Source organism: Agaribacillus sp. DX54 (genome assembly GCF_056858335.1).
In genome coordinates this window covers 220397-242388 of record NZ_JBXEQE010000002.1, presented here as the reverse complement: position 1 = coordinate 242388, position 21992 = coordinate 220397, and the positions used below count along the sequence as shown (strand labels likewise).

19 protein-coding genes and 3 tRNA genes are annotated in these 21992 nt (G+C 41.5%); 7 read left to right on the top strand and 15 right to left on the bottom strand.

The features are described from left to right. Window positions 1–9: 9 nt before the first annotated feature. The 4 genes from AC04NP_RS03615 to AC04NP_RS03600 form a co-directional block, all read right to left on the bottom strand. Window positions 10–84, bottom strand: a tRNA-Thr gene (locus AC04NP_RS03615). Between the two features lie 99 nt (window positions 85–183). After that, window positions 184–256 (bottom strand) — tRNA-Gly (locus AC04NP_RS03610). A 59-nt stretch (window positions 257–315) separates the two neighbouring features. Further along, window positions 316–398: transfer RNA gene (locus tag AC04NP_RS03605), tRNA-Tyr, on the bottom strand. Between the two features lie 180 nt (window positions 399–578). Then, the gene (locus tag AC04NP_RS03600) at window positions 579–3173 is read right to left on the bottom strand and encodes a M1 family aminopeptidase (RefSeq protein WP_482858057.1); all 2595 of its coding nucleotides are present in this window, start codon (window positions 3171–3173) and stop codon (window positions 579–581) included. A 127-nt stretch (window positions 3174–3300) separates the two neighbouring features. On the opposite strand from AC04NP_RS03600, the gene AC04NP_RS03595 reads away from it, so the two are divergent. The 3 genes from AC04NP_RS03595 to frr all read left to right on the top strand — a co-directional run bounded on the left by AC04NP_RS03595 (window position 3301) and on the right by frr (window position 5174). After that, window positions 3301–3819, top strand: a complete 519-nt coding sequence (locus AC04NP_RS03595; protein WP_482858055.1) for an acyl-CoA carboxylase biotin carboxyl carrier protein subunit — start codon at window positions 3301–3303, stop codon at window positions 3817–3819. A gap of 74 nt (window positions 3820–3893) precedes the next feature. Further along, window positions 3894–4598 (top strand): UMP kinase, encoded by a 705-nt coding sequence (gene pyrH, locus AC04NP_RS03590; protein WP_482858295.1) that lies wholly within the window; start codon window positions 3894–3896, stop codon window positions 4596–4598. 12 nt (window positions 4599–4610) lie between these two features. After that, complete coding sequence (gene frr, locus AC04NP_RS03585) at window positions 4611–5174, top strand: ribosome recycling factor (protein WP_482858053.1); 564 nt, start codon at window positions 4611–4613, stop codon at window positions 5172–5174. Window positions 5175–5176: 2 nt separating this feature from the next. Here the strand turns inward: frr and nadD are convergent, their stop codons facing one another. From nadD to AC04NP_RS03550, 7 genes are all read right to left on the bottom strand, one after another. Beyond that, window positions 5177–5749, bottom strand: a complete 573-nt coding sequence (gene nadD, locus AC04NP_RS03580; protein WP_482858051.1) for a nicotinate (nicotinamide) nucleotide adenylyltransferase — start codon at window positions 5747–5749, stop codon at window positions 5177–5179. 36 nt (window positions 5750–5785) lie between these two features. Next, window positions 5786–6361, bottom strand: a complete 576-nt coding sequence (gene gmk, locus AC04NP_RS03575) for a guanylate kinase (protein ID WP_482858049.1) — start codon at window positions 6359–6361, stop codon at window positions 5786–5788. A gap of 5 nt (window positions 6362–6366) precedes the next feature. Beyond that, window positions 6367–6657 (bottom strand): anti-sigma factor, encoded by a 291-nt coding sequence (locus tag AC04NP_RS03570; RefSeq protein ID WP_482858048.1) that lies wholly within the window; start codon window positions 6655–6657, stop codon window positions 6367–6369. A 19-nt stretch (window positions 6658–6676) separates the two neighbouring features. Beyond that, window positions 6677–7255 (bottom strand): sigma-70 family RNA polymerase sigma factor, encoded by a 579-nt coding sequence (locus AC04NP_RS03565; protein WP_482858046.1) that lies wholly within the window; start codon window positions 7253–7255, stop codon window positions 6677–6679. Window positions 7256–7500: 245 nt separating this feature from the next. Continuing rightward, window positions 7501–8172: a hypothetical protein gene (locus AC04NP_RS03560; RefSeq protein WP_482858045.1), complete on the bottom strand. Its 672-nt coding sequence runs from the start codon at window positions 8170–8172 to the stop codon at window positions 7501–7503. An 81-nt stretch (window positions 8173–8253) separates the two neighbouring features. Then, complete coding sequence (gene ahcY, locus AC04NP_RS03555; RefSeq protein ID WP_482858042.1) at window positions 8254–9558, bottom strand: adenosylhomocysteinase; 1305 nt, start codon at window positions 9556–9558, stop codon at window positions 8254–8256. Window positions 9559–9661: 103 nt separating this feature from the next. After that, window positions 9662–10396 (bottom strand): biotin--[acetyl-CoA-carboxylase] ligase, encoded by a 735-nt coding sequence (locus AC04NP_RS03550; protein WP_482858041.1) that lies wholly within the window; start codon window positions 10394–10396, stop codon window positions 9662–9664. Between the two features lie 110 nt (window positions 10397–10506). Between AC04NP_RS03550 and rsfS the strand changes: the two genes are divergently transcribed. The 4 genes from rsfS to AC04NP_RS03530 all read left to right on the top strand — a co-directional run bounded on the left by rsfS (window position 10507) and on the right by AC04NP_RS03530 (window position 14725). Next, window positions 10507–10857 carry a ribosome silencing factor gene (gene rsfS / locus AC04NP_RS03545; protein WP_482858039.1) on the top strand — a complete coding sequence of 117 codons (351 nt, stop codon included), beginning with the start codon at window positions 10507–10509 and terminating at the stop codon, window positions 10855–10857. 74 nt (window positions 10858–10931) lie between these two features. Next, a complete protein-coding gene (gene ftsH / locus AC04NP_RS03540) occupies window positions 10932–13031 on the top strand; it encodes an ATP-dependent zinc metalloprotease FtsH (RefSeq protein ID WP_482858037.1) in 2100 nt (699 codons plus the stop codon). A 106-nt stretch (window positions 13032–13137) separates the two neighbouring features. Beyond that, window positions 13138–13917 (top strand): UDP-2,3-diacylglucosamine diphosphatase, encoded by a 780-nt coding sequence (locus AC04NP_RS03535; RefSeq protein WP_482858034.1) that lies wholly within the window; start codon window positions 13138–13140, stop codon window positions 13915–13917. After that, window positions 13898–14725, top strand: coding sequence for an NHL repeat-containing protein (locus AC04NP_RS03530; protein WP_482858030.1), 828 nt, complete (start codon window positions 13898–13900; stop codon window positions 14723–14725). Before AC04NP_RS03535 ends, AC04NP_RS03530 begins: the two co-directional genes overlap by 20 nt. Before the next feature lie 202 nt (window positions 14726–14927). Here AC04NP_RS03530 and AC04NP_RS03525 read toward each other — a convergent pair whose 3' ends face one another. The 4 genes from AC04NP_RS03525 to AC04NP_RS03510 all read right to left on the bottom strand — a co-directional run bounded on the left by AC04NP_RS03525 (window position 14928) and on the right by AC04NP_RS03510 (window position 21941). Next, window positions 14928–16298, bottom strand: coding sequence for a TolC family protein (locus AC04NP_RS03525; protein WP_482858028.1), 1371 nt, complete (start codon window positions 16296–16298; stop codon window positions 14928–14930). 290 nt (window positions 16299–16588) lie between these two features. Continuing rightward, window positions 16589–17182: a hypothetical protein gene (locus AC04NP_RS03520; protein ID WP_482858027.1), complete on the bottom strand. Its 594-nt coding sequence runs from the start codon at window positions 17180–17182 to the stop codon at window positions 16589–16591. A 20-nt stretch (window positions 17183–17202) separates the two neighbouring features. Then, entirely contained in the window at window positions 17203–18729 is a 1527-nt protein-coding gene (locus AC04NP_RS03515; RefSeq protein ID WP_482858026.1) for a SusD/RagB family nutrient-binding outer membrane lipoprotein, read from the bottom strand. Between the two features lie 20 nt (window positions 18730–18749). Next, window positions 18750–21941, bottom strand: coding sequence for a SusC/RagA family TonB-linked outer membrane protein (locus AC04NP_RS03510; RefSeq protein WP_482858025.1), 3192 nt, complete (start codon window positions 21939–21941; stop codon window positions 18750–18752). Window positions 21942–21992 lie beyond the last annotated feature (51 nt).

The following is a 21992-nucleotide window of genomic DNA, read 5'->3' as shown; positions in this document are numbered from 1 at the left end:
AGGCTTGCATGGAGCCAATGACGGGATTTGAACCCGTGACCTCTTCCTTACCAAGGAAGCACTCTACCCCTGAGCTACATCGGCTGAAAGAGTCCGGAGCCTTAACCCTGACTCCTGGCAGTTGTTAGCAAATGATGGTTACCGGACTTTACTAATGATGCCAAAGGCTTATTACATTAGCAGAGCGGGAGACGAGGCTCGAACCCGCGACCTACAGCTTGGAAGGCTGTCGCTCTACCAACTGAGCTACTCCCGCTTATTCATTTCATCAAGCAAAATATTATCCTTTATCCCGGGCCATTTACCCCAAAGATGTGGGGGGAGCAGGATTCGAACCTGCGAAGTCTTACGACAACGGATTTACAGTCCGTCCCAGTTGGCCGCTTTGGTATCCCCCCAGGCAATATTTGAGAACTTTTCCCTTTCAAAAGTACAGGCTTTAAACCCTCTTTATTTTGGGAAGTGCAAAATTATATGCTTTTTTATTTTATTCAAACTTTTGCCTTAAAAAGATACAATATTTTTCACTTGGCTATTTTTACCTGAATTTATTACAAATAACCACAAAAATTTTGTTTTTAATTACCCATTTGCCGATAAAAATTTAGCAACTCCTCACTTTGTTCCGCTGCCTTAATATCATCTTTAATTTCGGTCAAAGTCTCACTCTCGGGAAGCAAACTCAGAGATTGAAATGCTGCCAGGCGGATGTATTCATTTTTATTATTTTTTGCGATCTCTTTTAACACCGGAATACCCCTTTCAACCACAGAATCAGGGGCCTTACTGATGAATAATCCATAGTATTGCACCAGATAAAACAAATCCTCTGTCTCGGAATCATTCAGGCGCTCAAGAAACCAGTCATTATGACCGTACAATGAATCAGTAATAAAATAGTCGGCCAGGGCAAGTATGATATGGGTATTGAGCGAGTCCTTGTAACTGGTCAAAATTCTGGATTTATTAGGGTCATCTGTTAATGCAAAACCCAGTATTGCAGCACCTTTAACAGTATAGGATGGATCATTCAGGGCTTTTTGAATCACCAATTTGTGTTTATCGGCATTAATGGAAGCCAATGTAGTAATAGCACTGGCCCGCACTTGCGGTTTTGGGTCATTTTGCCCCAGACTGATCAGCCGCTCTTCAACATCCTTTAAATATTTTCCATCATACGCATCAAAAAAATCTATAGCCAGTTCCCGCAATCCCCGGAAAGGGTCGTTTAAGGTGCTCAGAAAAACATCACTGATCACATCATGGTCTTCACGGTTTTCAAAAGCTATCTTACCCAGTTTTTCCAATGCCTTGTACCTGGCCAGCAATTTGCCTCCATTATAATACTGGAATATCAATTCATTAATGTCTTTCCGGTGATCCACCTCAGCCAGCAACTGTTGCTCTGTATCGAACAATACCAGTTGTACGCTATCCTCTATCTCAAATTCAAATTTCTCAAAGCTTGCATTTATTTCCACAGGATACTCCCAGGCCGTTTCTTCATCAACCCAGATACCTAACACCACGGGAAGGTTGAAGACAGGCGTTGGGGATAGATCCTGCGTTTGCTTTACTTCCACCGTTAGTACATTGCCATTTTGATAATGTGCCACTTCCAGCACCGGATGGCCGGAAGCCAAAAACCATTGGTTAAAAAACCAGTTTAAATCCTCTCCCGTGACTTTCTCAAAAGCCATTCTGAGATCGTGAATTTCAGCAGTTCCAAAGGCATGTGCTTTCAGATAAAATTCCAATGCTTTGAAAAAGGCCTTGTCTCCGACATAATTTCTAAGCATATGTAAAACCAGTCCGCCTTTGTCATAGGAGTGATGATCAAACATATCTTCTTTGTCTTCATAAGCAAACCTTATCAGCTCCTCCTGCTTTTCCTTAGCTTCTTCCAGATAGGTCTGTAATGACTCCCATCGATGATAATCTGCCTCTTCTTCACCGTACTTGTACTCATACCACAAATATTCCCCATAGGTGGCAAAGGCCTCATTCAGTGGTAAATTGGACCACGATTCACAAGTCACCAGATTTCCAAACCAATGGTGAAAAAGTTCATGGGCAATGATATCATCCCAACGATAGTCCAACAATTCTTTATTAGTTACCTGCAAATCTTCCATAAAAACAGAGGCAGTGGTATTTTCCATAGCACCAGACACAAAATCCCTAACCACAATTTGGGCATATTTGGGCCATGGATAAGGATAATTCAACAGTTTGCTGAAATGATCCAGCATCTCAGGAGTGTTCCCAAATATGTCCTTTGCATACGCTGCGTATTCATCTTCTACATAATAATCCACTTCAATCTCTTCCCCTCCGGGAACCTGCCAGAGGTCTTGAACCTTACTGAACTCACCTACCGCAATCATGGCGAGATAAGGTGCGTGAGGTTGATCTAACTTCCAGTAGTCGGTCCTGGTTTCATCATCGTTCATCAGCGAATAAATCAGGCTGCCGTTTGAAAGGGTCGTAAATTTATTATCCACCGTGATGAACAATTCCTGGGTTGTCTTTTCATTGGGGGAATCGATCGTTGGAAACCATACAGAGTTGGCCTCGGTCTGTCCCTGCGTCCAGACTTGTTGCGGTTTCCCTTTCAACGTTCCGGTGGGATTGATAAAGTACAGACCTTTATTAGATGTAATGGCTGCTGACCCCTCATCAGGGATTTCCTCTGGCCTGGCTACGTAATGGATCTCTACAAAAAAGTGCTCTTTTGCTTCATATGCGCGCTCCAGATCAATGGTTATCTGCCGGCCGTCATACATAAATTTCAGTGGCTTTTTAGCTGTACCTTCAACGAGCAATATCGAGTCTATCGCAAATCCTTTTGCATCCAGGGTCAGTGCTTCCTGTTCATAGAAATAAGGTTTCAATTCAAGTGTGGCAATGCCCTCCAGTTCCTGTCTGGCCCAATTAAGCTTCACCTCCAGCTTTGTATGGATCAGGTCATGTAAACGATCATTTGAACCACGATAGGTAACTATATCACTGTAAATTATTTCTTCCGTACTGTCTGTTTCCGGTAAAACTTCAGCTTGCACCGTGTCTGTGGATTTCACCGGTTCCATATCATTTACGGCCGTATGCTCCACGCTTTTACAGGCTCCAAACCCGGTGGCAATGATCAATGGTAAAAGAAAATGGTTTTTCATCAACATGTATAATAATTCGGGATTGTCACTCGACCTAATCAGCCAGATCACCAATCCGGTAAATCCTATTAAAGTTTAAAATAATTTGTCACAATTTAAACTATATTTACGCTTTTAAATAAACCGTATGTACCAGGTAAACATTATTAAAAGCCCCGAATCTAAAAAAAGTGACGGAATTTTCACCATTAAATCGGGAGATAACTCAATATTGGTAGATGATCAGCCATTTGAGTGGGATCTTGTAAAAATCAGGAAGCACTATTTTCATATCATCAGAGACAATCAATCCTATACCGCCGAAGTGGTTCATATAGATAGTGAAAGTAAGCAGGTATCACTTAAAATCAATGGGCATAAATTCCAATTAAAGGTAAAAGACCGTTTTGATTTACTGCTGGAGCGATTGGGGATGTCAAAAAACAGTTCCAGGCAACTACAGGAAATCAGGGCACCAATGCCAGGTTTAATTTTGAACATTAATATTGAAGAAGGTCAGGAGGTCAAAAAAGGCGAGGCTATCATGATTCTCGAAGCCATGAAAATGGAAAACATTATCAAATCACCAGGAGAAGGTGTGGTAAAAAAAATTAATGTGGGCATTGGCGAAAGTGTTGACAAGAACAGCCTTCTTGTTCAGTTTTAAGCGTTGGAAACAGTTGATGTATTTTATTTTAATATTATATTAAAGCAAGTATATTTGCCGGGACAGAAAATTTGATAATGTACAAGCGCATATTACTTAAACTCAGTGGCGAGGCATTGATGGGCAACCAGCAATTCGGCATCGACCCAAAAAGATTAGAACAATACACACACGAAATCAAAGCCACCAGAGAATTAGGTATTGAAATTGCGATTGTTATAGGAGGGGGTAATATATTCAGGGGTGTACAGGCCGAAGAATCAGGCATTGACAGAGTGCAGGGTGATTATATGGGCATGTTGGCAACTGTGATAAATGGTATGGCGCTGCAAAGTGCCTTGGAAAAAGCAGGCTTATTTACCAGGTTAATGTCAGGTATTAACATGGAGCAGGTGTGTGAGCCATTCATTAAGAGAAGGGCGGTAAGACACCTGGAAAAGGGCCGGATTGTAATATTCGGGGCCGGGACAGGAAATCCTTATTTTACTACCGACTCTGCAGCCAGTTTAAGGGCCATTGAAATCAATGCAGATGTGGTGTTAAAAGGGACAAGAGTAGATGGTGTATATTCGGCCGATCCTGAAAAAGATCCGGACGCTATCAGATACTCGACCTTAACCTTTCAGGAAGCTTATGAGAAGGGGTTAAACATCATGGACATGACTGCCTTTACGCTTTGTCAGGAAAACAAGTTGCCGATCATTGTATTTGACATGAACAAAAATGGAAATTTATTAAATATAGTTCAGGGAAGGGAGGCTGGAACTTTAATTAATTAAAATTTTACAATCATGGAAGAGGATATTCAATTTTACTTAGACCATGCCAAAGAATTAATGGAGAAGTCTATCGATCATACAAGGATTGAACTTCAAAAGTTAAGGGCAGGTAAAGCGATGCCCAATATGTTAGATGACCTAAGGGTAGACTATTACGGAGCATCGACCCCTATCGGTCAGGTCGCTTCTATCAATACGCCTGATGCCAGAACCATTGTTGTCAAACCCTGGGAAAAAAATATGATCCCGGAAATTGAAAGGTCCATTATCAACAGTGACCTGGGCCTGAATCCTCAAAATGATGGTGAATTAATTCGTATTAACATACCCCCTCTGACTGAGGACAGGAGGAAGATACTGGTAAAACATGCCCGAAACGAGGCTGAAAACGGTAAAATAAGCATCCGCAACGCCCGTAAAGATGCAAACGACCACCTCAAAAAACTGCAAAAGGAAGGCGCTTCCGAAGATCTCATTAAAAAAGCCGAGGGTGAAGTCCAAAAACTAACGGATAACTATACACATAAAATAGAGGAGCTGTTAAACAAAAAAGAAGAAGACATCATGACCATTTAAAATCAGACAAACAGCTTTTTTGATTTAATAAATACTTCCACCGGCTCAGGCACCAGGTATTTGATCGACTTATTAGCCTTCAGGCAACGTCTTATAAAAGTAGCTGAGATATCCAATAGCGGGGCCTCCACCCATTTAACATTGGGGTGATGACTGATTTCGGAAGATACTGATCCTGGCCGGGGATAAATATACAGGCCATACGCATCCAGTATAACCTGATGGTTTTTCCACCTTGGAAAGCTTTTTAGATTGTCTTCACCAATTATCAACTTAAAATCATGATCAGGATATTTATCTGTAAGATAGGCTAAAGTATCGATGGTATAACTGGGTCTGGGCATACGGAATTCGATGTCTGAGACCCTCAAACGGTAATTATCGATGATGGCCTGCTCTACCATAGCATAACGATCATGCTCATGGAGTAGTGACTTGCTGCTCTTGAGCGGGTTTTGGGGAGATACTACAAACCAAACCTGCTGCAGGTCAGTGTGTTCGGCCATGATATTGGCAATGATCATATGGCCGGTATGAACGGGATTAAAAGACCCAAAGAAAAGTCCAATCTTCATGTTCGGTTAACCTTTGAGGTTCCCTAAATAAATAAATTATTTTTCATTAATAAAATTCATCACGAGCCTTTGTGCCTCTTCGCAGGATTCCCGGAGATCCTCATTTAATAAGGTAACGTCAAATTCACTTTCAAAGGTCATCTCAAATTTGGCTTTAAACAGTCTTTGGGATATACTACTCTCCGAATCTGTTTTTCTGTCATTCAGTCTGTGTTTAAGAATTTCCAGGGAGGGGACTTTCACAAAGACCGCAAGTGCCCTTTCTTTAAAATACTTTTTCAGGTTTATACCGCCTTTTACATCCACATCGAAAACAACATGTTTTCCCTCATCCCAGATTCTTTGTACCTCTGATTTAAGTGTGCCATAAAAATTTCCGGGATACACTTCTTCCCATTCGACAAATTCATCTTTGTCAATTTTATTTTTGAATTCCTCAGGACTTAGAAAATAATAATCTTTTCCGTTTTCCTCCGTTCTTCCCCTTTTATCCCTGGTACATGCGGAAATAGAAAAACCCAGGCAGGGGTTCCTTTTTACTAAATGTTGTACGATGGTGGTTTTTCCTGAACCTGAAGGGGCTGAAAAAATAATAACCTTACCTTTAGCCATGCAAATTAAACAGCGTTTTTAATTTTTAGTTTAATAGTATCTACCAGATCGTCAGGTACAGATTTCACTTCAATTTTAGTTTGCAGAACTTCTTTTATGGCTGCATCCAAACGATACATTTTATAACATGGCATGCAATTTTTTATTTGCCATTCAAATTGCGCTTTTTGTGCTTCATCTGCTTCATTGTCAAGCATTAGTTGCAAAATCTTAAAACAATTTGCCTGGTCTGGGCAATGCATGTTTTTTAAGAACTTTAACCTGCTCTTAAGCCACGCTCCGGAAAATTTAACCATATATCTTAACCTATTTTAATTATTTATATCCCATCGTATTGGCATAAAGCTTTAACCGATCTTTCAGCAAATTTCTTGCTCTGTGAAGTCTGGACCGCACTGTCCCAATAGGAATATTCAGTATTTTGGCCATTTCCTCATAGGTAAATCCTTCCAGATCACACAAGATAATCACCGTTCTAAAATCGACATCCAGAGCGTTTAAGGCATTGGTTACCTCATCACCAATCATATGTTGCACCGTTTCTACTCTCAGATCGGTAGTAATGGTTTCATCTACATCCTCAGAATTATAATAAGACTCCACCTCGTTGTAATCGACCTTTGCCGGTTGCTTACTCTTTTTTCTGAAGTCATTGATAAAACTGTTTTTCAGTATTCGAAACAACCAGGCTTTTGCATTAGTTCCTCTTTCAAAGGAATCTATGAACCTGAAAGCTTTCAAATAAGTATCCTGTACCAGGTCCTTGGCATCGTCTTCCTCAAAGGTAAGCCTGTAGGCAAAATTATACATTGAATTGATATGAGGTAAAAATTCTTGCTCAAAAACCTCTTCTTTTTGCTTTTTGGAATAATCTTGAATTCTCATATCTGCCATGATCCAAAAATTAAATGATAGTTAGGAATTACCTGTTACGGGATATAAACCTGAAATAGGCGACAACATTGGTTTAATTAAATTAGGTTTTTCCTACAGGACGATAATTACCTCACAACGTTCCATTTTTGGCCTGGAAAATCCAAAAAAGTAATCGGTTTGTCTTCTCCAAGACAGATATTTATCTAATCATTATGTAAAATCAATAATTTCGGAATTCAATCCTGGCAGCACCGGTTAAATAACTATGAATTGATTTCCCTTTTTATCTCATAAATATTATTCCGGGGCTTCCAGAGTATGAAAAAGAAGATTAAACTTAATGCCAGTTCCTGAATTTCCCATTTTTTTCCTGATGACATAAAAAGCAGCAAAGCCAAACAGGTAAGATATGCCACAGCATGATGTACCTGGGGAAGGGGAATGGCGAATTTATTTATCAATAGTTTAAAGGTATTCCATCTCTTATAAAGAATGGGAAAAACAATCAGATATATTAGTATGAAGGCAGTCAGTATTTGACCGAATATGAGCTTGTTAAGTTTTACACCACCTACTTCCAGGTTGTGAAAATTAGTTTCGCTCTGAACATTATTTTCAAGGAAAAAGGTCGAAGACTCTACACTGAATATTCTTTGTCCCCATGAGATTTCCTCACCGGCACCAAATAAAAAGGCGAGGGCAATACCCAGGGTAGTGAGTTTAAACCACCCGTTTTTTTTTCTGCCTAGCTTCAGAAACCTGTAAAACATCAATATCCCATCCGCAAATAGCATTAATGCGGTGGTGTTTTCCAATATACCGTCCTCCTTTGCATAGGCATTAGTCAAAAATTCCTGGTTGTTATAGTCAAGATAGATACCTACTACAATTACTGCCAATAGCACAAAATAGGTTATTTTTTCAATGAGTGACATCTTAAAAAATACATGATTAGCAAGGCTAAGTTACAAAAAAAAGCCTCATTCAGAGGCTTTTGTCATATAAATCGAATCTAATTAGTATCTGTAATATTCGGGTTTGTAAGGCCCTTCTTTTTTGACGCCAATATAATCAGCCTGTTCCTGGGTCATCTCATCCAGTTCTACGCCTATCTTGGCCAGGTGAAGTCTGGCTACTTTTTCATCGAGGTGTTTAGGCAGGGTATAAACTTTATTTTCATATTTATCTGAGTTAGCCCAAAGTTCGATCTGTGCCAGCGTTTGATTGGTAAAGGAATTCGACATCACAAACGAGGGATGACCGGTAGCACAACCGAGGTTTACCAACCTTCCTTCAGCCAAAAGAATAATGTCATTCCCATTTGACAACGTATATTTGTCGACCTGGGGTTTGATTTCATCTTTCACAGCATTTTCATTTAACCAATTAACATCGATTTCATTATCGAAATGACCGATATTGCAAACGATGGTTTTATCTTTCATTTTTGTGAAATGTCTGCCTGCGACAATATCCTTATTGCCTGTAGCGGTAACAACAATGTCGACTTCCTCAACGGCATTGTCCATTTTTTTAACCTCAAACCCATCCATGGCGGCCTGCAGTGCACAGATAGGGTCTATCTCTGTTACAATGACCCTGGCCCCTGCCCCTCTCAGAGAAGCTGCTGAGCCTTTTCCGACATCACCGTAACCTGCAACCACAGCGACCTTGCCGGCCATCATCACATCGGTAGCCCGTCTAATGGCATCTACCAATGACTCTTTACAGCCGTATTTATTATCGAATTTTGATTTTGTAACCGAATCATTCACGTTAATAGCCGGTAGTGGCAGCAGTCCATGCTCTTCCCTTTGCTGAAGACGGTGCACACCGGTAGTAGTCTCTTCTGACAAACCTTGTATACCGCTTACCAGTTCACCATATTGGTCCAAAACCATGTTGGTAAGATCGCCGCCATCATCAAGTATCATATTTAAAGGTTTTCCCTCTTCAAAAGCGAACAGCGTTTGCTCAATACACCAGTCGAATTCCTCATTGTTCATACCCTTCCAGGCATATACCGGAATACCGGCCTTGGCTATAGCTGCCGCCGCATGGTCCTGTGTTGAGAAAATGTTGCAGGACGACCAGCTCACTTCCGCACCCAGTTCAACCAGGGTTTCAATCAGCACCGCAGTTTGAATGGTCATATGCAGACATCCGGCAATACGAGCACCTTTTAATGGCTTTGAGCTACCAAATTCTTCCCTCAAAGACATCAGCCCAGGCATTTCTGCTTCGGCCAGTTCAATTTCTTTTCGACCCCATTCGGCCAGGGAAATATCCTTTACTTTATACTTTAAATCGGTTTCAATCATTTCTTTTTACTTTTTTCGCAAATTTAATTTAATTCAGGGAATTCTTCAAACTTATGGCTTATCGTATAGCTTATTAAACACTGAAGCCGGGGTAAGGTTCATTTTAAGAATACCCCCCCGGATCCTGGTCTGTGTTAATCAGATAGGTGACCTCTTTCAAATCATAGGAGTGTATGCGAAAGTTCTCCATCAATTGCAACCTGCCAAGATCGTCAACCCCGACAATCTTAGCTTGAAATTTCCTGTCCGTTTTAAACCACTTCAGTTGATTGTACCAAAAGAGGCGCTCGACATACGCACTTCGCAAGGCCTGGAATTTTTCTGTTTTTAACTGGAAATACCTTTTTTCCATATTCATTACCAGCTCACCGAGCAATGTCTGCAAATCAAAAAAGCGTTCGCAAATACCGGCCAGGGAGATGGCATTTTCATGGTTAAAATCCACCTGGTTGATATTTAGTCCCACACCAATCACGGTGGCATGCAGGTAAGATCCTTTTACGGTATTTTCAATGAGAATGCCACCCAATTTCATGTTTTTATAATAAATGTCGTTAGGCCACTTAATCTTAAGCCCGGTATGGACATAGGACACAAGCGTGTCAATCAATGCGAGGGAGGTAAAAATATTGAGAAAAAACTGGTGATCGAGTGTTAGAAATCCCGGCTTGAGAATTACCGAAAAAGTAAGGTTTTTATTGGGTTCGGACTCCCATTGATTGCCGCGCTGGCCTCTGCCTTTTGTCTGCCGATCGGTTATGACCAAAGTCCCGTCCAGGCAGTCATCTTTTTCAGCAGTTTCGGTAGCTATGTCATTGGTTGAATGACATTTTGGCATATAAATTACCCTTTTGCCAATAAATAATGTGTCAGTTAGAATTTTATGCAAGTATTTTTTAGTAGATTTGTGGGCAATATAAGTAAGGGAAGGAAGAAAGAAAAATTTATATGAGTTCAACAAAGTTATGCGAAATAGTGGTTGAGGGGATGAGAGAGAAAAAAGCAGAAAATGTAGTTGTTTTGGACTTAAATGGGGTAAAAAATGCAGTGGCTTCTTATTTCGTGATCTGCACGGGCAATTCAGATACGCAAGTTGATTCTATTTCCGATTCGGTGGAAGAGCTTGTTTACAAAAACCTTCAACAAGAACCATGGCACAAAGAAGGGTATCAAAACAAGGAATGGATTTTGATAGACTTTGTAGACGTGGTAGCCCATATTTTTAAAAAAGAGATTAGAGAGTTTTATAGTTTGGAAGATTTGTGGGGTGATGCGGTAGTCAATCATATAACCCCTTAGCCAGGGGCGGCATCGAACCATGTGCGTCGTAAATCGTTAGATATTTAGTTAATATAGATCTGAAATAAGTTGTAATGGCGGATAACCAAAAAAAGAAAAATATTATTCCTAAGAATCCTCAAAGGCAAAATTATCAGGTTTGGATTATAGTAACCCTGATTGCTCTGATCTTTGGAATAACCTATTTGAATAAAAACAGTGCGGAGAAGATATTCTTCAGCGACTTTAAAAAGATGATGGAGCAGGGGGATGTGAAGACTGTGGTACTCATCAAAAATCAGGATAAAGTTGAAATTGTACTGAAGGAAGAAGCCCTTAAAAGTGAGCGATACCGTGAAGTGGACAACAACAGTTATTTTCCATTGTCTGAAGGACCTCATTATTACTTTAAAATAACCACCCCTGACAAATTCGATGAAAAATGGGAAGAATTTATGGCAACGCTTCCTGAAGAAGAGCGTATCAACTATGCCATAGAAGACCGGCAGGACTTCTGGCAGTTCTTTGCCAGTTGGGGTATACTGTTTCTAATATTGTTTGGATTCTGGTTTCTGATGAGAAGAATGACCGGTTCCGGCGGTCCGGGTGGTCAAATATTTAATATCGGTAAGTCCAGGGCAGCATTGTTTGATGCTGAAAACAAGGTGAAGATTACCTTTGACAATGTTGCAGGATTGGATGAAGCCAAAGAAGAAGTTAAAGAAATTGTAGAGTTCCTCAAAACCCCTTCTAAATTCACCAAGTTAGGGGGTAAGATACCAAAAGGGGCGCTGCTGGTAGGCCCTCCCGGTACAGGAAAGACTTTGCTGGCTAAAGCAGTGGCCGGAGAAGCCGCGGTACCATTTTTCAGCCTGTCGGGTTCAGACTTTGTAGAAATGTTTGTAGGCGTAGGTGCTGCAAGAGTGAGAGACCTGTTCAAGCAAGCGAAAGAAAAGGCCCCGTGCATCGTATTTATTGACGAGGTGGACGCGATCGGAAGATCCCGGGGCAGGGGCCAGGTGCCTGGTTCAAATGACGAGCGGGAAAATACACTTAACTCATTGCTGGTAGAAATGGATGGTTTTTCCACAGACTCCGGGGTGATCATACTCGCAGCGACCAACCGTCCTGACGTACTTGATCCCGCCTTGCTGCGTCCCGGAAGGTTCGACAGGCAGATCAGCATTGACAAACCCGATATTGTAGGAAGAGAAGCTATTTTTAAAGTTCATTTAAAACCCATAAAACTGGCAAAGGACCTGGATCCTAAAAAGCTCGCCGCTCAAACACCTGGTTTTGCAGGGGCAGAAATCGCAAACGTCTGTAACGAGGCCGCCTTGATTGCGGCAAGAAAAAACAAAAAACAGGTTGACATGGAGGATTTTCAGGATGCCATCGACAGGGTCATCGGTGGACTTGAAAAGAAAAACAAAATCATTTCTCCGGAAGAGAAAAAAATTGTTGCTTATCACGAAGCTGGCCATGCGGTAGCCGGTTGGTTTTTGGAACATGCAGATCCTTTGGTAAAAGTGAGTATAGTTCCCAGGGGTGTAGCAGCGTTGGGTTATGCCCAATATCTGCCAAAAGAGCAATTTTTGTATCAAACGGAGCAGTTGATGGATGAGATGTGCATGACGCTGGGCGGAAGGGCCGCAGAAGAAATTATTTTTGGTAAAATATCCACTGGCGCCCTGAGTGATCTTGAAAGGGTCACCAAAATGGCCTACAGCATCGTCACCGTATATGGTATGAATGATAAACTGGGCAATATTTCTTTCTACGACTCCAAACAAAATGACTACAGCTTCAATAAACCTTATTCCGAAGCCACTGCAGAAACCATTGACGAAGAAGTCAGGAACTTAATCTCTATGGTGTATGAAAGGACCAAAAAGTTGCTCAATGAAAAAGTGGAGGAACTGGAAATTGTAGCGAAAGAGCTTTTGGATAAGGAAATCATATTCCAGAGTGACCTTGAAAGGCTTATTGGAAAAAGACCATTTGCCAGGGAAACCACGTATGAGGCTTTCACCAAAAAGGAAAAGTCCAACGGTGTAGACGAGGAAAGCATCAAGGATGTTAAAGAAAAGGAAGTTACAGACAATCCCGGTAACCAGGAGAAAGTCTCGTCGAATAACGAGGATACCTCTTCTGAAGAAAATGCCATCAGTTCTAAGAAAGAAGGCTCTGAATGACCGGCAGTATTCCGGCTAGGGAAGATCAGGAAATTTTTCTTTTCCTGGTCTTTTTTTATTTTAGGAAAATTTATCAAGGCCACTTTCACTTGCTATAGCTGACTACATGATCCCTTCCATTGAGCATCTTCCACCGGACAAAAAAGTATACTTTGCTTCGGATTTTCATTTGGGGGCCGGTTCCCAAGAGCAGCGCCGCCGCACAGAAAAAAAAGTGGTGAGTTGGCTCGACAGCATTAAACATAACGCCCATGCCATTTATTTGCTGGGAGATATGTTTGACTTTTGGTTCGAATACAAACAGGCCATCCCCAAAGGTTTTATCAGGTTTCAGGGTAAGCTGGCAGAAATCAGGGACGCAGGTATTCCGATCACTTTCTTTACAGGAAATCATGACATGTGGCTTTTCGACTATTTTCCCACAGAACTGGGTATACCTGTAATCCGTAAGCCGCAGTCGTTCAGTATTAACGGCAAAAACTTTTTTATAGGGCATGGAGACGGGTTAGGGCCAGGAGATTTTACTTATAAAATCCTGAAAAAAATCTTTGAAAATAAGCTTTGCCAATGGGCATTTGCAAGACTTCACCCTAATTTTGGCATTGGAGTTGCCAATTATTGGTCAAGAAAAAGCCGTATCACCAACAACAAAAAACAGGATGTTTACCTGGGAGAGGATGAATGGTTACTCCGGTATAGCCGCGAGCAGGAAAAACTTAAACACCATGACTTTTACATATTCGGTCACCGTCACCTGCCGTTGGATTTGGAAGTTAGCCATAATAGCCGGTACATTAACCTCGGCGAATGGTTAAATCATTTTACCTATGCCGCTTTTGATGGTATTCATTTAAAATTGAAAACTTTTGAAGACCCCCAGGATTAAAATATGGAGCTTCTTTGCATTAATCTGCCTCGTTATTTTGAACGTATCAGGCCAATCATCTTTGCTGCAATGGCATAAAAGTATTGCCCTGTCCAATCCCACCGCCATATCAAAAGACAGAAACGGATATATCTACCTGGCCAATGATAAAGGAGATATCACCCAATATGATGATAATGGAAATGTGATAAATACCTACTCACCGGATAAACCCGGTATTGTCACGTTAATAGAGGCATGGCCGGTACTCAGAATCCTTGTTTTTTATGCAGACTTTCAGGAATATATACTGCTTGACAGGTTTCTAAACACTTCGCCATATTACCGGATTAGCGGTGAGGACGTAGGCTTCTCTTCGCTCCTGACCCTTGCCGAAGATAACAACCTTTGGTTAGTAGATAATGAAAACTTAAACCTGATCAAATTTGACAATACCACCAACCAGGTATTGATTAATGCCTCTTTAAACAACTTTATCCTGGCAGAAGACAACGATCTGAATTTTATGAAGGCCTATCAGCAACAGGTTTTCATCAATGATGCCAATGGTGGAATACTGGTATTTGACAATTTTGGGAATTATGTCAAAAAGTTGCCATTGACAGGATTAAGCTATTTTAACTTTCTCAAAGATGAATTGTATTATTTGTCAGGGGATGCCATCCATTTTATCCATTTGTACAGTCTGCAAGAAAGAACCATCTCCCTGAAAACCGATAAAACATATAAAAGTGTTTTGTTAATAAACAACAAGGTAATTTTAATCGGACAGAAAACCATGGACATCTTTAAGCTTGCACACTTTTAGGCAATACGGAGGCATTTCCGGGCCAACTACAATCAGTGCAATAAGGCACCTGAATTTCACGATCCCTTTGAATAAATGACAGCAGCGCAAATTGGGATTTTGCTCATAAACATGCCAGAGTCATTCGCGACCGTTTAACGGTCAGGAAAGTTTTCATTGTTAAACAGCCTGGATATAATCGGATGTATGGCTTATTGTTGCCTTACTCCAAACCTTGCAGAATATTCAGAATCTTTTTTCTCAAAGCAATACTGTACCTGGCATTGTTCAGCTCCATTTCTGCTCTGTTTTTGTTATTAAGGCTTTCCAGGTAAGCATAAAAATCCGAATTTCCTGCATTATATCTGGACGCCATGAATTTAAACGACTGTTCCAATGCAATCAGGTTTTCTTTGGCTGCGTCATAGGTGCCTTTGGCATTAATCAGATCAAGATAAGCCTGTTGTACTGCGTTGGTAAGGTCTAACTCGGCCTGTTTAAGATCCAACTTGGCATTGACCATGTTAATTTTGGCAATTTGGATATTATTATTGGTTAAGCCCCTGTTAAATAGGGGAATATTAAGAGAAAAAAAAGCGCCTTCATATTCGTTAAATTCAAGTTGATCCATTAAACCGGCATCGGGATCCAACTCTCCGGTTGCCGGATTTCTAGCACCATTGGATGAATAGCTGGAGCCTATTTCACCAAATACCGTGATCGTAGGATAACGGTCAGCCCGGGCGACATTCAATGCATTTTTTGAGGCCTCCAGACTGTAACTGGCACTTTTCAAATCCGGTGAAGTGACCATCACCTTGTCGATAACATTTTGGTAAGATTCTATCTGTTGTTCAATCTCCTGATCGGAAATCTCCAAATCAGAAATGTCTATATTCTGTACGTTTTCCAGTTGTAAAGCCTGAATGAGCAATAACCTATCCCTTTCATAGGTATTCTTGAGGGTCACCAGATTCAGTTTTTCATTGGCTACCTGAGATCTTAGGTTATAAACTTCCTCAATTTGTCCCACGCCTGCTTGTTCCCGCTTTTCTTCCCGTTCCAGTTGTCGTGTCAAAAGCGCTAGCCGTCCTTCTGAAATTTTTATATTTTCCTTATCCGCAGCCAGGTTCAGGTAAAAGGCGATTACATTCGTTTTGACCGTTTGTTTGGTTCCTTCCACGGCATAATTTGAAGCATTGTATTCATTATTCCTTTGTTTTTTGTTGTGATGATTTCTGAGTCCATTAAATATCAGTAGACCGGCATTTATATTAGGGGATGAAGTGCTTGTCACATCACTGACTTGTCTTGCCGCATTCTCATCCCAGAAGGTTCCTGTTCGGTTGTTATAATTTGCCCTGGCCTGCAATGAAGGTAAAAAATTAAGCAAGGCCTGTTTTTTGTTGGAAGAGGCCATCAGGGCATCATTTCTGGCCCTTTGTACACTAATGTTATTGTTCAAAGCAATGTCGATGCATTCTTCCAATGTTAGCTTTCTGATTTCCTGGGCGTTAGCAGAAGAAAAACCCAACATAAAACTAAGGAATAAGGGTGCGAATAAGCCGGCTCTAAGAATGGCAGTAATCTTCATGGTTCACATTTTTAATTTGCGAACTCAAATTTTCAATTTATATGCCGAAACATTAAGTAATTGATAATCATATATTTAAATGCTATAAATCTATTTTTTATGTCCGGTAATGATACAAACATGTTCATTAATGTACTACTGAACTCTATAAGTAGCGGCAGTAGTAAACCGGTAAGTAGCCACTGATGGAGGGAAAACAACAAGTAAAGTTTTCAAAAAAAGCCAAAACCCCGTTCCATATCAGAATCAGGAACGGAATTTTGGCATGAAATGAATATTAGTATACTATTTTATTCAGGATCACCGGGTACAATAGGGTACCAAAAGATTATTTTGGTGGAAATAAGATCCCTGCCATCTGACAAAAATATTTGTACACGGGCGTTATTGGTATCTTTGACGATTCCAAAAGGGGCACCTAGGGTCAAAAGAGGAAAAAACACATCCGGGTAACCTGCATTTAGTTCTGCTATGTTAAAGGTATAGGTCAGCCTGTTTCCGTCCAGGCGATCATCGGCAGGCAATACAGTTTCCCAGGAAAACCAACCCCGGGGAAGCGATCCTCCACTGTCGAAGATAAAATCTGCCTGATATTGTACCGTTACACTGTCAATAGTAATTCCTTCGGGTAATATGAATTCGCTAATGAATGTAAAGTTGATGTCGGCATCAGTGGCATTTTCATCAGTCAGTATGGGGTTTTCTATTCTCCACGAATTGCTGCCGCGTTCGGATGGGTTGCCTTCAGAATCATAAAAATTGAAGGTCACATCAGGCTCTTCAGTCACAACTGTTTTAAACAGCTCTTCATCATCGCAACTTGTAACCACTATCAACAAGGTGATCATGGTTACGACGTAATATATTTTTTTTGTTGTGTTCATTTTCATTGAATTTGACATTGTTAATTAACATCCCAAAATACCGGCGTTTGCAACAAGATTTCTTCATCAGGGGGGTTAGGGCCCTGAAATTCATCTACATCATAGGGTAATCTTCTTGGAAACACTCCTTCGCCAAGCGGATTGACGATTTCATCGATCTGCTGTGCCGAAGGATAACCGGTACGTCTGAAATCAGTAAAAGACTCCATACCATTGCCAAATTGGGAGATATACTTCTGGGTAATGATGACATCGAGCCTTTCTTCATTAGTTGCGGCCGTATCAAAAGCTACAACATGTGCATCAATGTATGATGTTACTACCGTATCTACAATTTCCGGGGCACCAGGCAGGGCATTTACTTCGGCAAAAGCCTCTTCCATGGCCAACCTAAAAGCTGTTTCAGCGGCAGGCAGATTATTGTTCAATATCAGCTCTGCCTCTGCGATGATGAACTGTACCATATAACTGGTGATCATTCTGAACGGCACATCACCTGTACCGGAAGCACCGTTAACGGGACCGGGAACTTCTTCCCCATCTTCTACCTCCTCTGTAAACCTTCCCCCGACCGGGAATATTCCCCAAACAGACCGGCTGAGATCATCGTTTCCTATATTGGTGATCGATCCGTTAACCAAACCTTCGAAACTGTCGGAGTCATTCTGATTCTCCAGATAATAGGGAAGTCTCGGATCGTTCAGGTTACTCAAAAATGTATTAAAATCAATAGACATATGATTCTCCCTGCTGGCTCTGGCGTAATCCGCGACATAGTTAGGATGACGGTTTTCAGGAGATTGGGAGTCATTGTAAACAAACTCAAAATTTTCATCCAGGTCTGAAATCAGATTGCCCTGGGCTATTAACTGATTAATCTGGGTTCTGGACTCAGCCTCATTTACTTTTCTGGATTGATTATAAAGTTTCAGCTTCAGGGAATTTCCCATTTTTTTCCACATATCAACATCGCCGCCATAAATCAAATCCACATCATCCGGTGTAATTACATTCTGCCCCTCCCTGTCAAAATCAGCAATTGCTTCATCGATTAAATCAAGTACCAAAGAATACACCTCCGCATCATCCTGATACACTGGAAATGTTTCTTGACCGAACTCCGTAAAGGGCAAGTCTCCCCACAAGTCCGTCATCACACTAAAAATGTAAGCTTTCTGTAACTTCGACACAGCAACATATTCCCAGTTTTCAGCGGCGGTTTCCTTTTCAATAATAGTCTCTAAGTCCTTCAATGCCCCGCCAAAAAGGTCAAATCTCCATGAATTACCTATATCGGTACGGCCAATATCCCATCGATGATACCTGGTATTTACGATTTGTTTGGTAAGTGTCGACGTGATCCTGCTGATTACACCGGCAAAAGCAAAAGTATATTGCGCCTGTGCGGCAGGTAAGAGGAAATCAGAAGTGGCATCTGCCGGAAAATTCGGATCATCATTGACATCCAAAAAATCATCATTACAGCTAGTAGCTAGTAACACCGCCACCATCAAAGCGCTGATTTTTATATATTTTAACGTTTTCATGTAAATCGTCATTTTATTGATTAGAAGGTTACGTTAAGGTTCACTCCGTAACTTTTAGTAGTAGGAATATAGTTGACAATCAACGCATTTTGATTGGCCGCCGATAACCCACTGGCTTCCGGATCGACACCCGCGCCGTCGGGCAGGTTGGGGGTTGTAAACCATAAATTCCTGCCTATAAAACTAATCCGTGCACTACCGATGGGTGTATTTTCAAATAAACTTTTCGGGAAATTGTAACTTAATGACAATTCTCTTAATCGAATGGTAGTTACATCAAATATACCTGGCTCATCGGAGTTGTCTCCAAACCCAACTGGTCCCTGGAAAAAATAGCTATTGGCATCTACATAAATATTGTTAGGTACCTTTTGACCCGACTCATCCAATAGCGGCTGAAGGTTGTCGTCGGCTAAAACACCCGGAACCAGGAAAGACCGGTTTCTATCTTCCCCTGTTTCATCCAATACACCTCTGGCCCTCATACTCCGAATGGTGCCTATGAACATATCACCACCAACCCTGGCATCCACCAGGAATCCCAGGCTCAGGCCTTTGTAGGTGAAAGTATTGGTAACCCCTAATAAAAAGTCCGGATTAGGATCTCCAAGGATAGAAACATTTGGATCACCGATAGGTAATCCTTCGTCTTGGTTAATCAAAAGGTTGCCTTCATCATCCCTTAACAGGGCCCTGCCTTCTATCAGTCCATAAGGTTCGCCTACTCTCAGTACCTGTCCCCGTGAGAAAAACCTGGAACCTGGCAAGTCAATCTGTTCCTGATCCTGTGCCAGTGAAATAACCTCGTTTCTGTTTCGCGTAAAATTGGCTAATATATTCCAGTTAAATCCATTTCCTAACTGTACCGGTGTTGCATCCAACGTCAGCTCCCAGCCCCTGTTTTCAATTTCTCCGGCATTGATGAACCGGCCTAAAAATCCGCTTGTGGCGGGAAGGGTTACATTGGTAATCAGATCAGTGGTATTCCTTTTGTACCAGGTAACACTCAAATTAATTCTGTCATTCCAAAAGCCTAAATCTAACCCCAATTCTATTTCATTGGTAAATTCCGGTTTTAAGTCCGGATTTCCTTCTGTGTTACCCACTGTTATGCTACTTACCTCTCCGAATGGCCAGTTCAAGCCATCCAAGGCACCCGTACCGATGTTTTCATTACCTCTGAATATTGTCACCAAAGAAAAGGGACTGGCATCGTTTCCTACCCTCGCCCAGGCAGCCCTTACCTTAGCAAAAGATATGTATTGAGAAGGCATGTCAATAAACTCAGACACCATGACCGAGCCACTTACAGAAGGGTAAAAAAAGCTTTGGTTATCGCTGGGAAGTGTGGAAGACCAGTCATTCCTTCCGGTAAAATTAAGATAGGCTTTGTTTTGATAGGACAATTGCACATCAGCAAAAACACCCCAAAGCCTTCTTTGAAATTCATCACCTCCCAAAGGGAATTCTCCTTTCAACAAATTATTGGTATTGTCCAGTTGGTAAATCCTGGGCACGATAATTCCGGATCCTAATATTTGCTGATGCTCACCGGAGCGACTGTTGATATTGTGACCAACGATGGCCCGTAGATTAAAATCCTGGTTCAGCTCCTTGGCGAATGTTAACAAAAAATTTGATTCATATTCTGTAAATGTGATATCATCCGCAACAATTCGTCCCAAAGGATCGACCGGGTTACCAACCGCATAAACTGTTTTTCGTCTATCGTTGTAGGTATTAAATCCAATCTGATAGCTGGCAGTCAGCCATTCGGTTATCTCATAACTTAATTTCAAAAATCCGTTAACCCGGTTCAAATCACTGAAGAAAGGATTTTCATTGGTTACCCAATAGGGATTCAATACACCGTTTCTGTAATAGCTATTCTCCAGGGTATTAGGATCGATGAACGGATATCCTGTGAGGTCGTAACTTCTCGGTACAAACCATAACACCCTGTGCACAGAACCATCGGCCACACCGCCACCGCCGGCTTGTATACCGACCTGCTCAGAATTTGTATAGGTCAAATTTCCGGAGGCCGTAAAACCGTTGGTAAGTTTTACACTTCCTCCTGCAGAAAAGACGTTTTTACTGTAGTCCGAATTAGGAAATATACCTTCATTGTCAGTTCTGGCATAACTTGCAGAAAAGGAGTAGTCTTCGTTTCCGGTACGTATCAGTACTGAATTTTCTATCAATGCCCCGGTTTCATAAAAATCTGCCACGTTATCCGGGTAAGCCTGGTAAGGGACCCTGTTCCCAAGGTGATCCGTAACCTCGTTGACCTCAGAGTCAAAAGCCGGCCCCCAGGTACCGAAAAAACCGTTATTAAAGATACCGTCAGCGCCCTGACCATAGGTATTTTGTAAGTCCGGTAATTTGGAAACCTCCTGCACAGTATAACCAGAGGTGAGCGAAACTTCAAGCCCTTTGGCTGTTCCGGCCTGGCTGCTACCCGTTTTTGTAGTAACGATAATAGCACCATTAGCCGCTCTGGAGCCGTAAAGGGCTGCGGCTGCACCACCTTTTAACACGGTAACGGACTCAATATTATTCGGATCGAGATCCACTACCCGGTTTGAAACCGTGGCACCCTGTACCAGTGTGTTATCATTTTGGTCCAGCGAATTGTCATAAGGCACTCCGTCTACCACAAACAAAGGTTGGTTATTTCTGGTAGTGCTGTTGCCACGAATGATAATATTGGTAGAAGAACCCGGCGCACCGTTTGAACCGGTAATCTGAACACCGGCAATTTTACCATTTAAAGATCTCACCACATCGGGAGTGGCCCGGTTTTCAATAGCCTCCGAGTTTATCTCCTGTACATGATAACCCAGTGATCTGCTGTCTCTTTCAATACCTATGGCTGTTACCACAACTTCAGAAAGTTGGGTTACATCCAACTCCATGGCAATATCGATCGTTGTCTGATTGCCGATTTCAATTTCCTGGGTAATGTAGCCAATGGATGAGAATATTAATGTACCCGCCGAAGATGGGATATCCAAAGAGTAATTTCCGTCAATATCCGATACCGCACCGGTGGTTGTACCTTTTAGCAGTACGTTCACACCGGGTAATCCTGACCCGTCTTTTGCGTCAGTAACTTTTCCGCTCACAACCCTCTCTTGTGCTGCAGCGACTAATACATAAAAAACCATCACCCCAAAAAGGGCAAAGGACTTGCGTAGGTTTAGTTGCATAAACGTTTAGTTAAGTTGTTGAAATAATTATTTAAGAATCTCTTCCGCTGA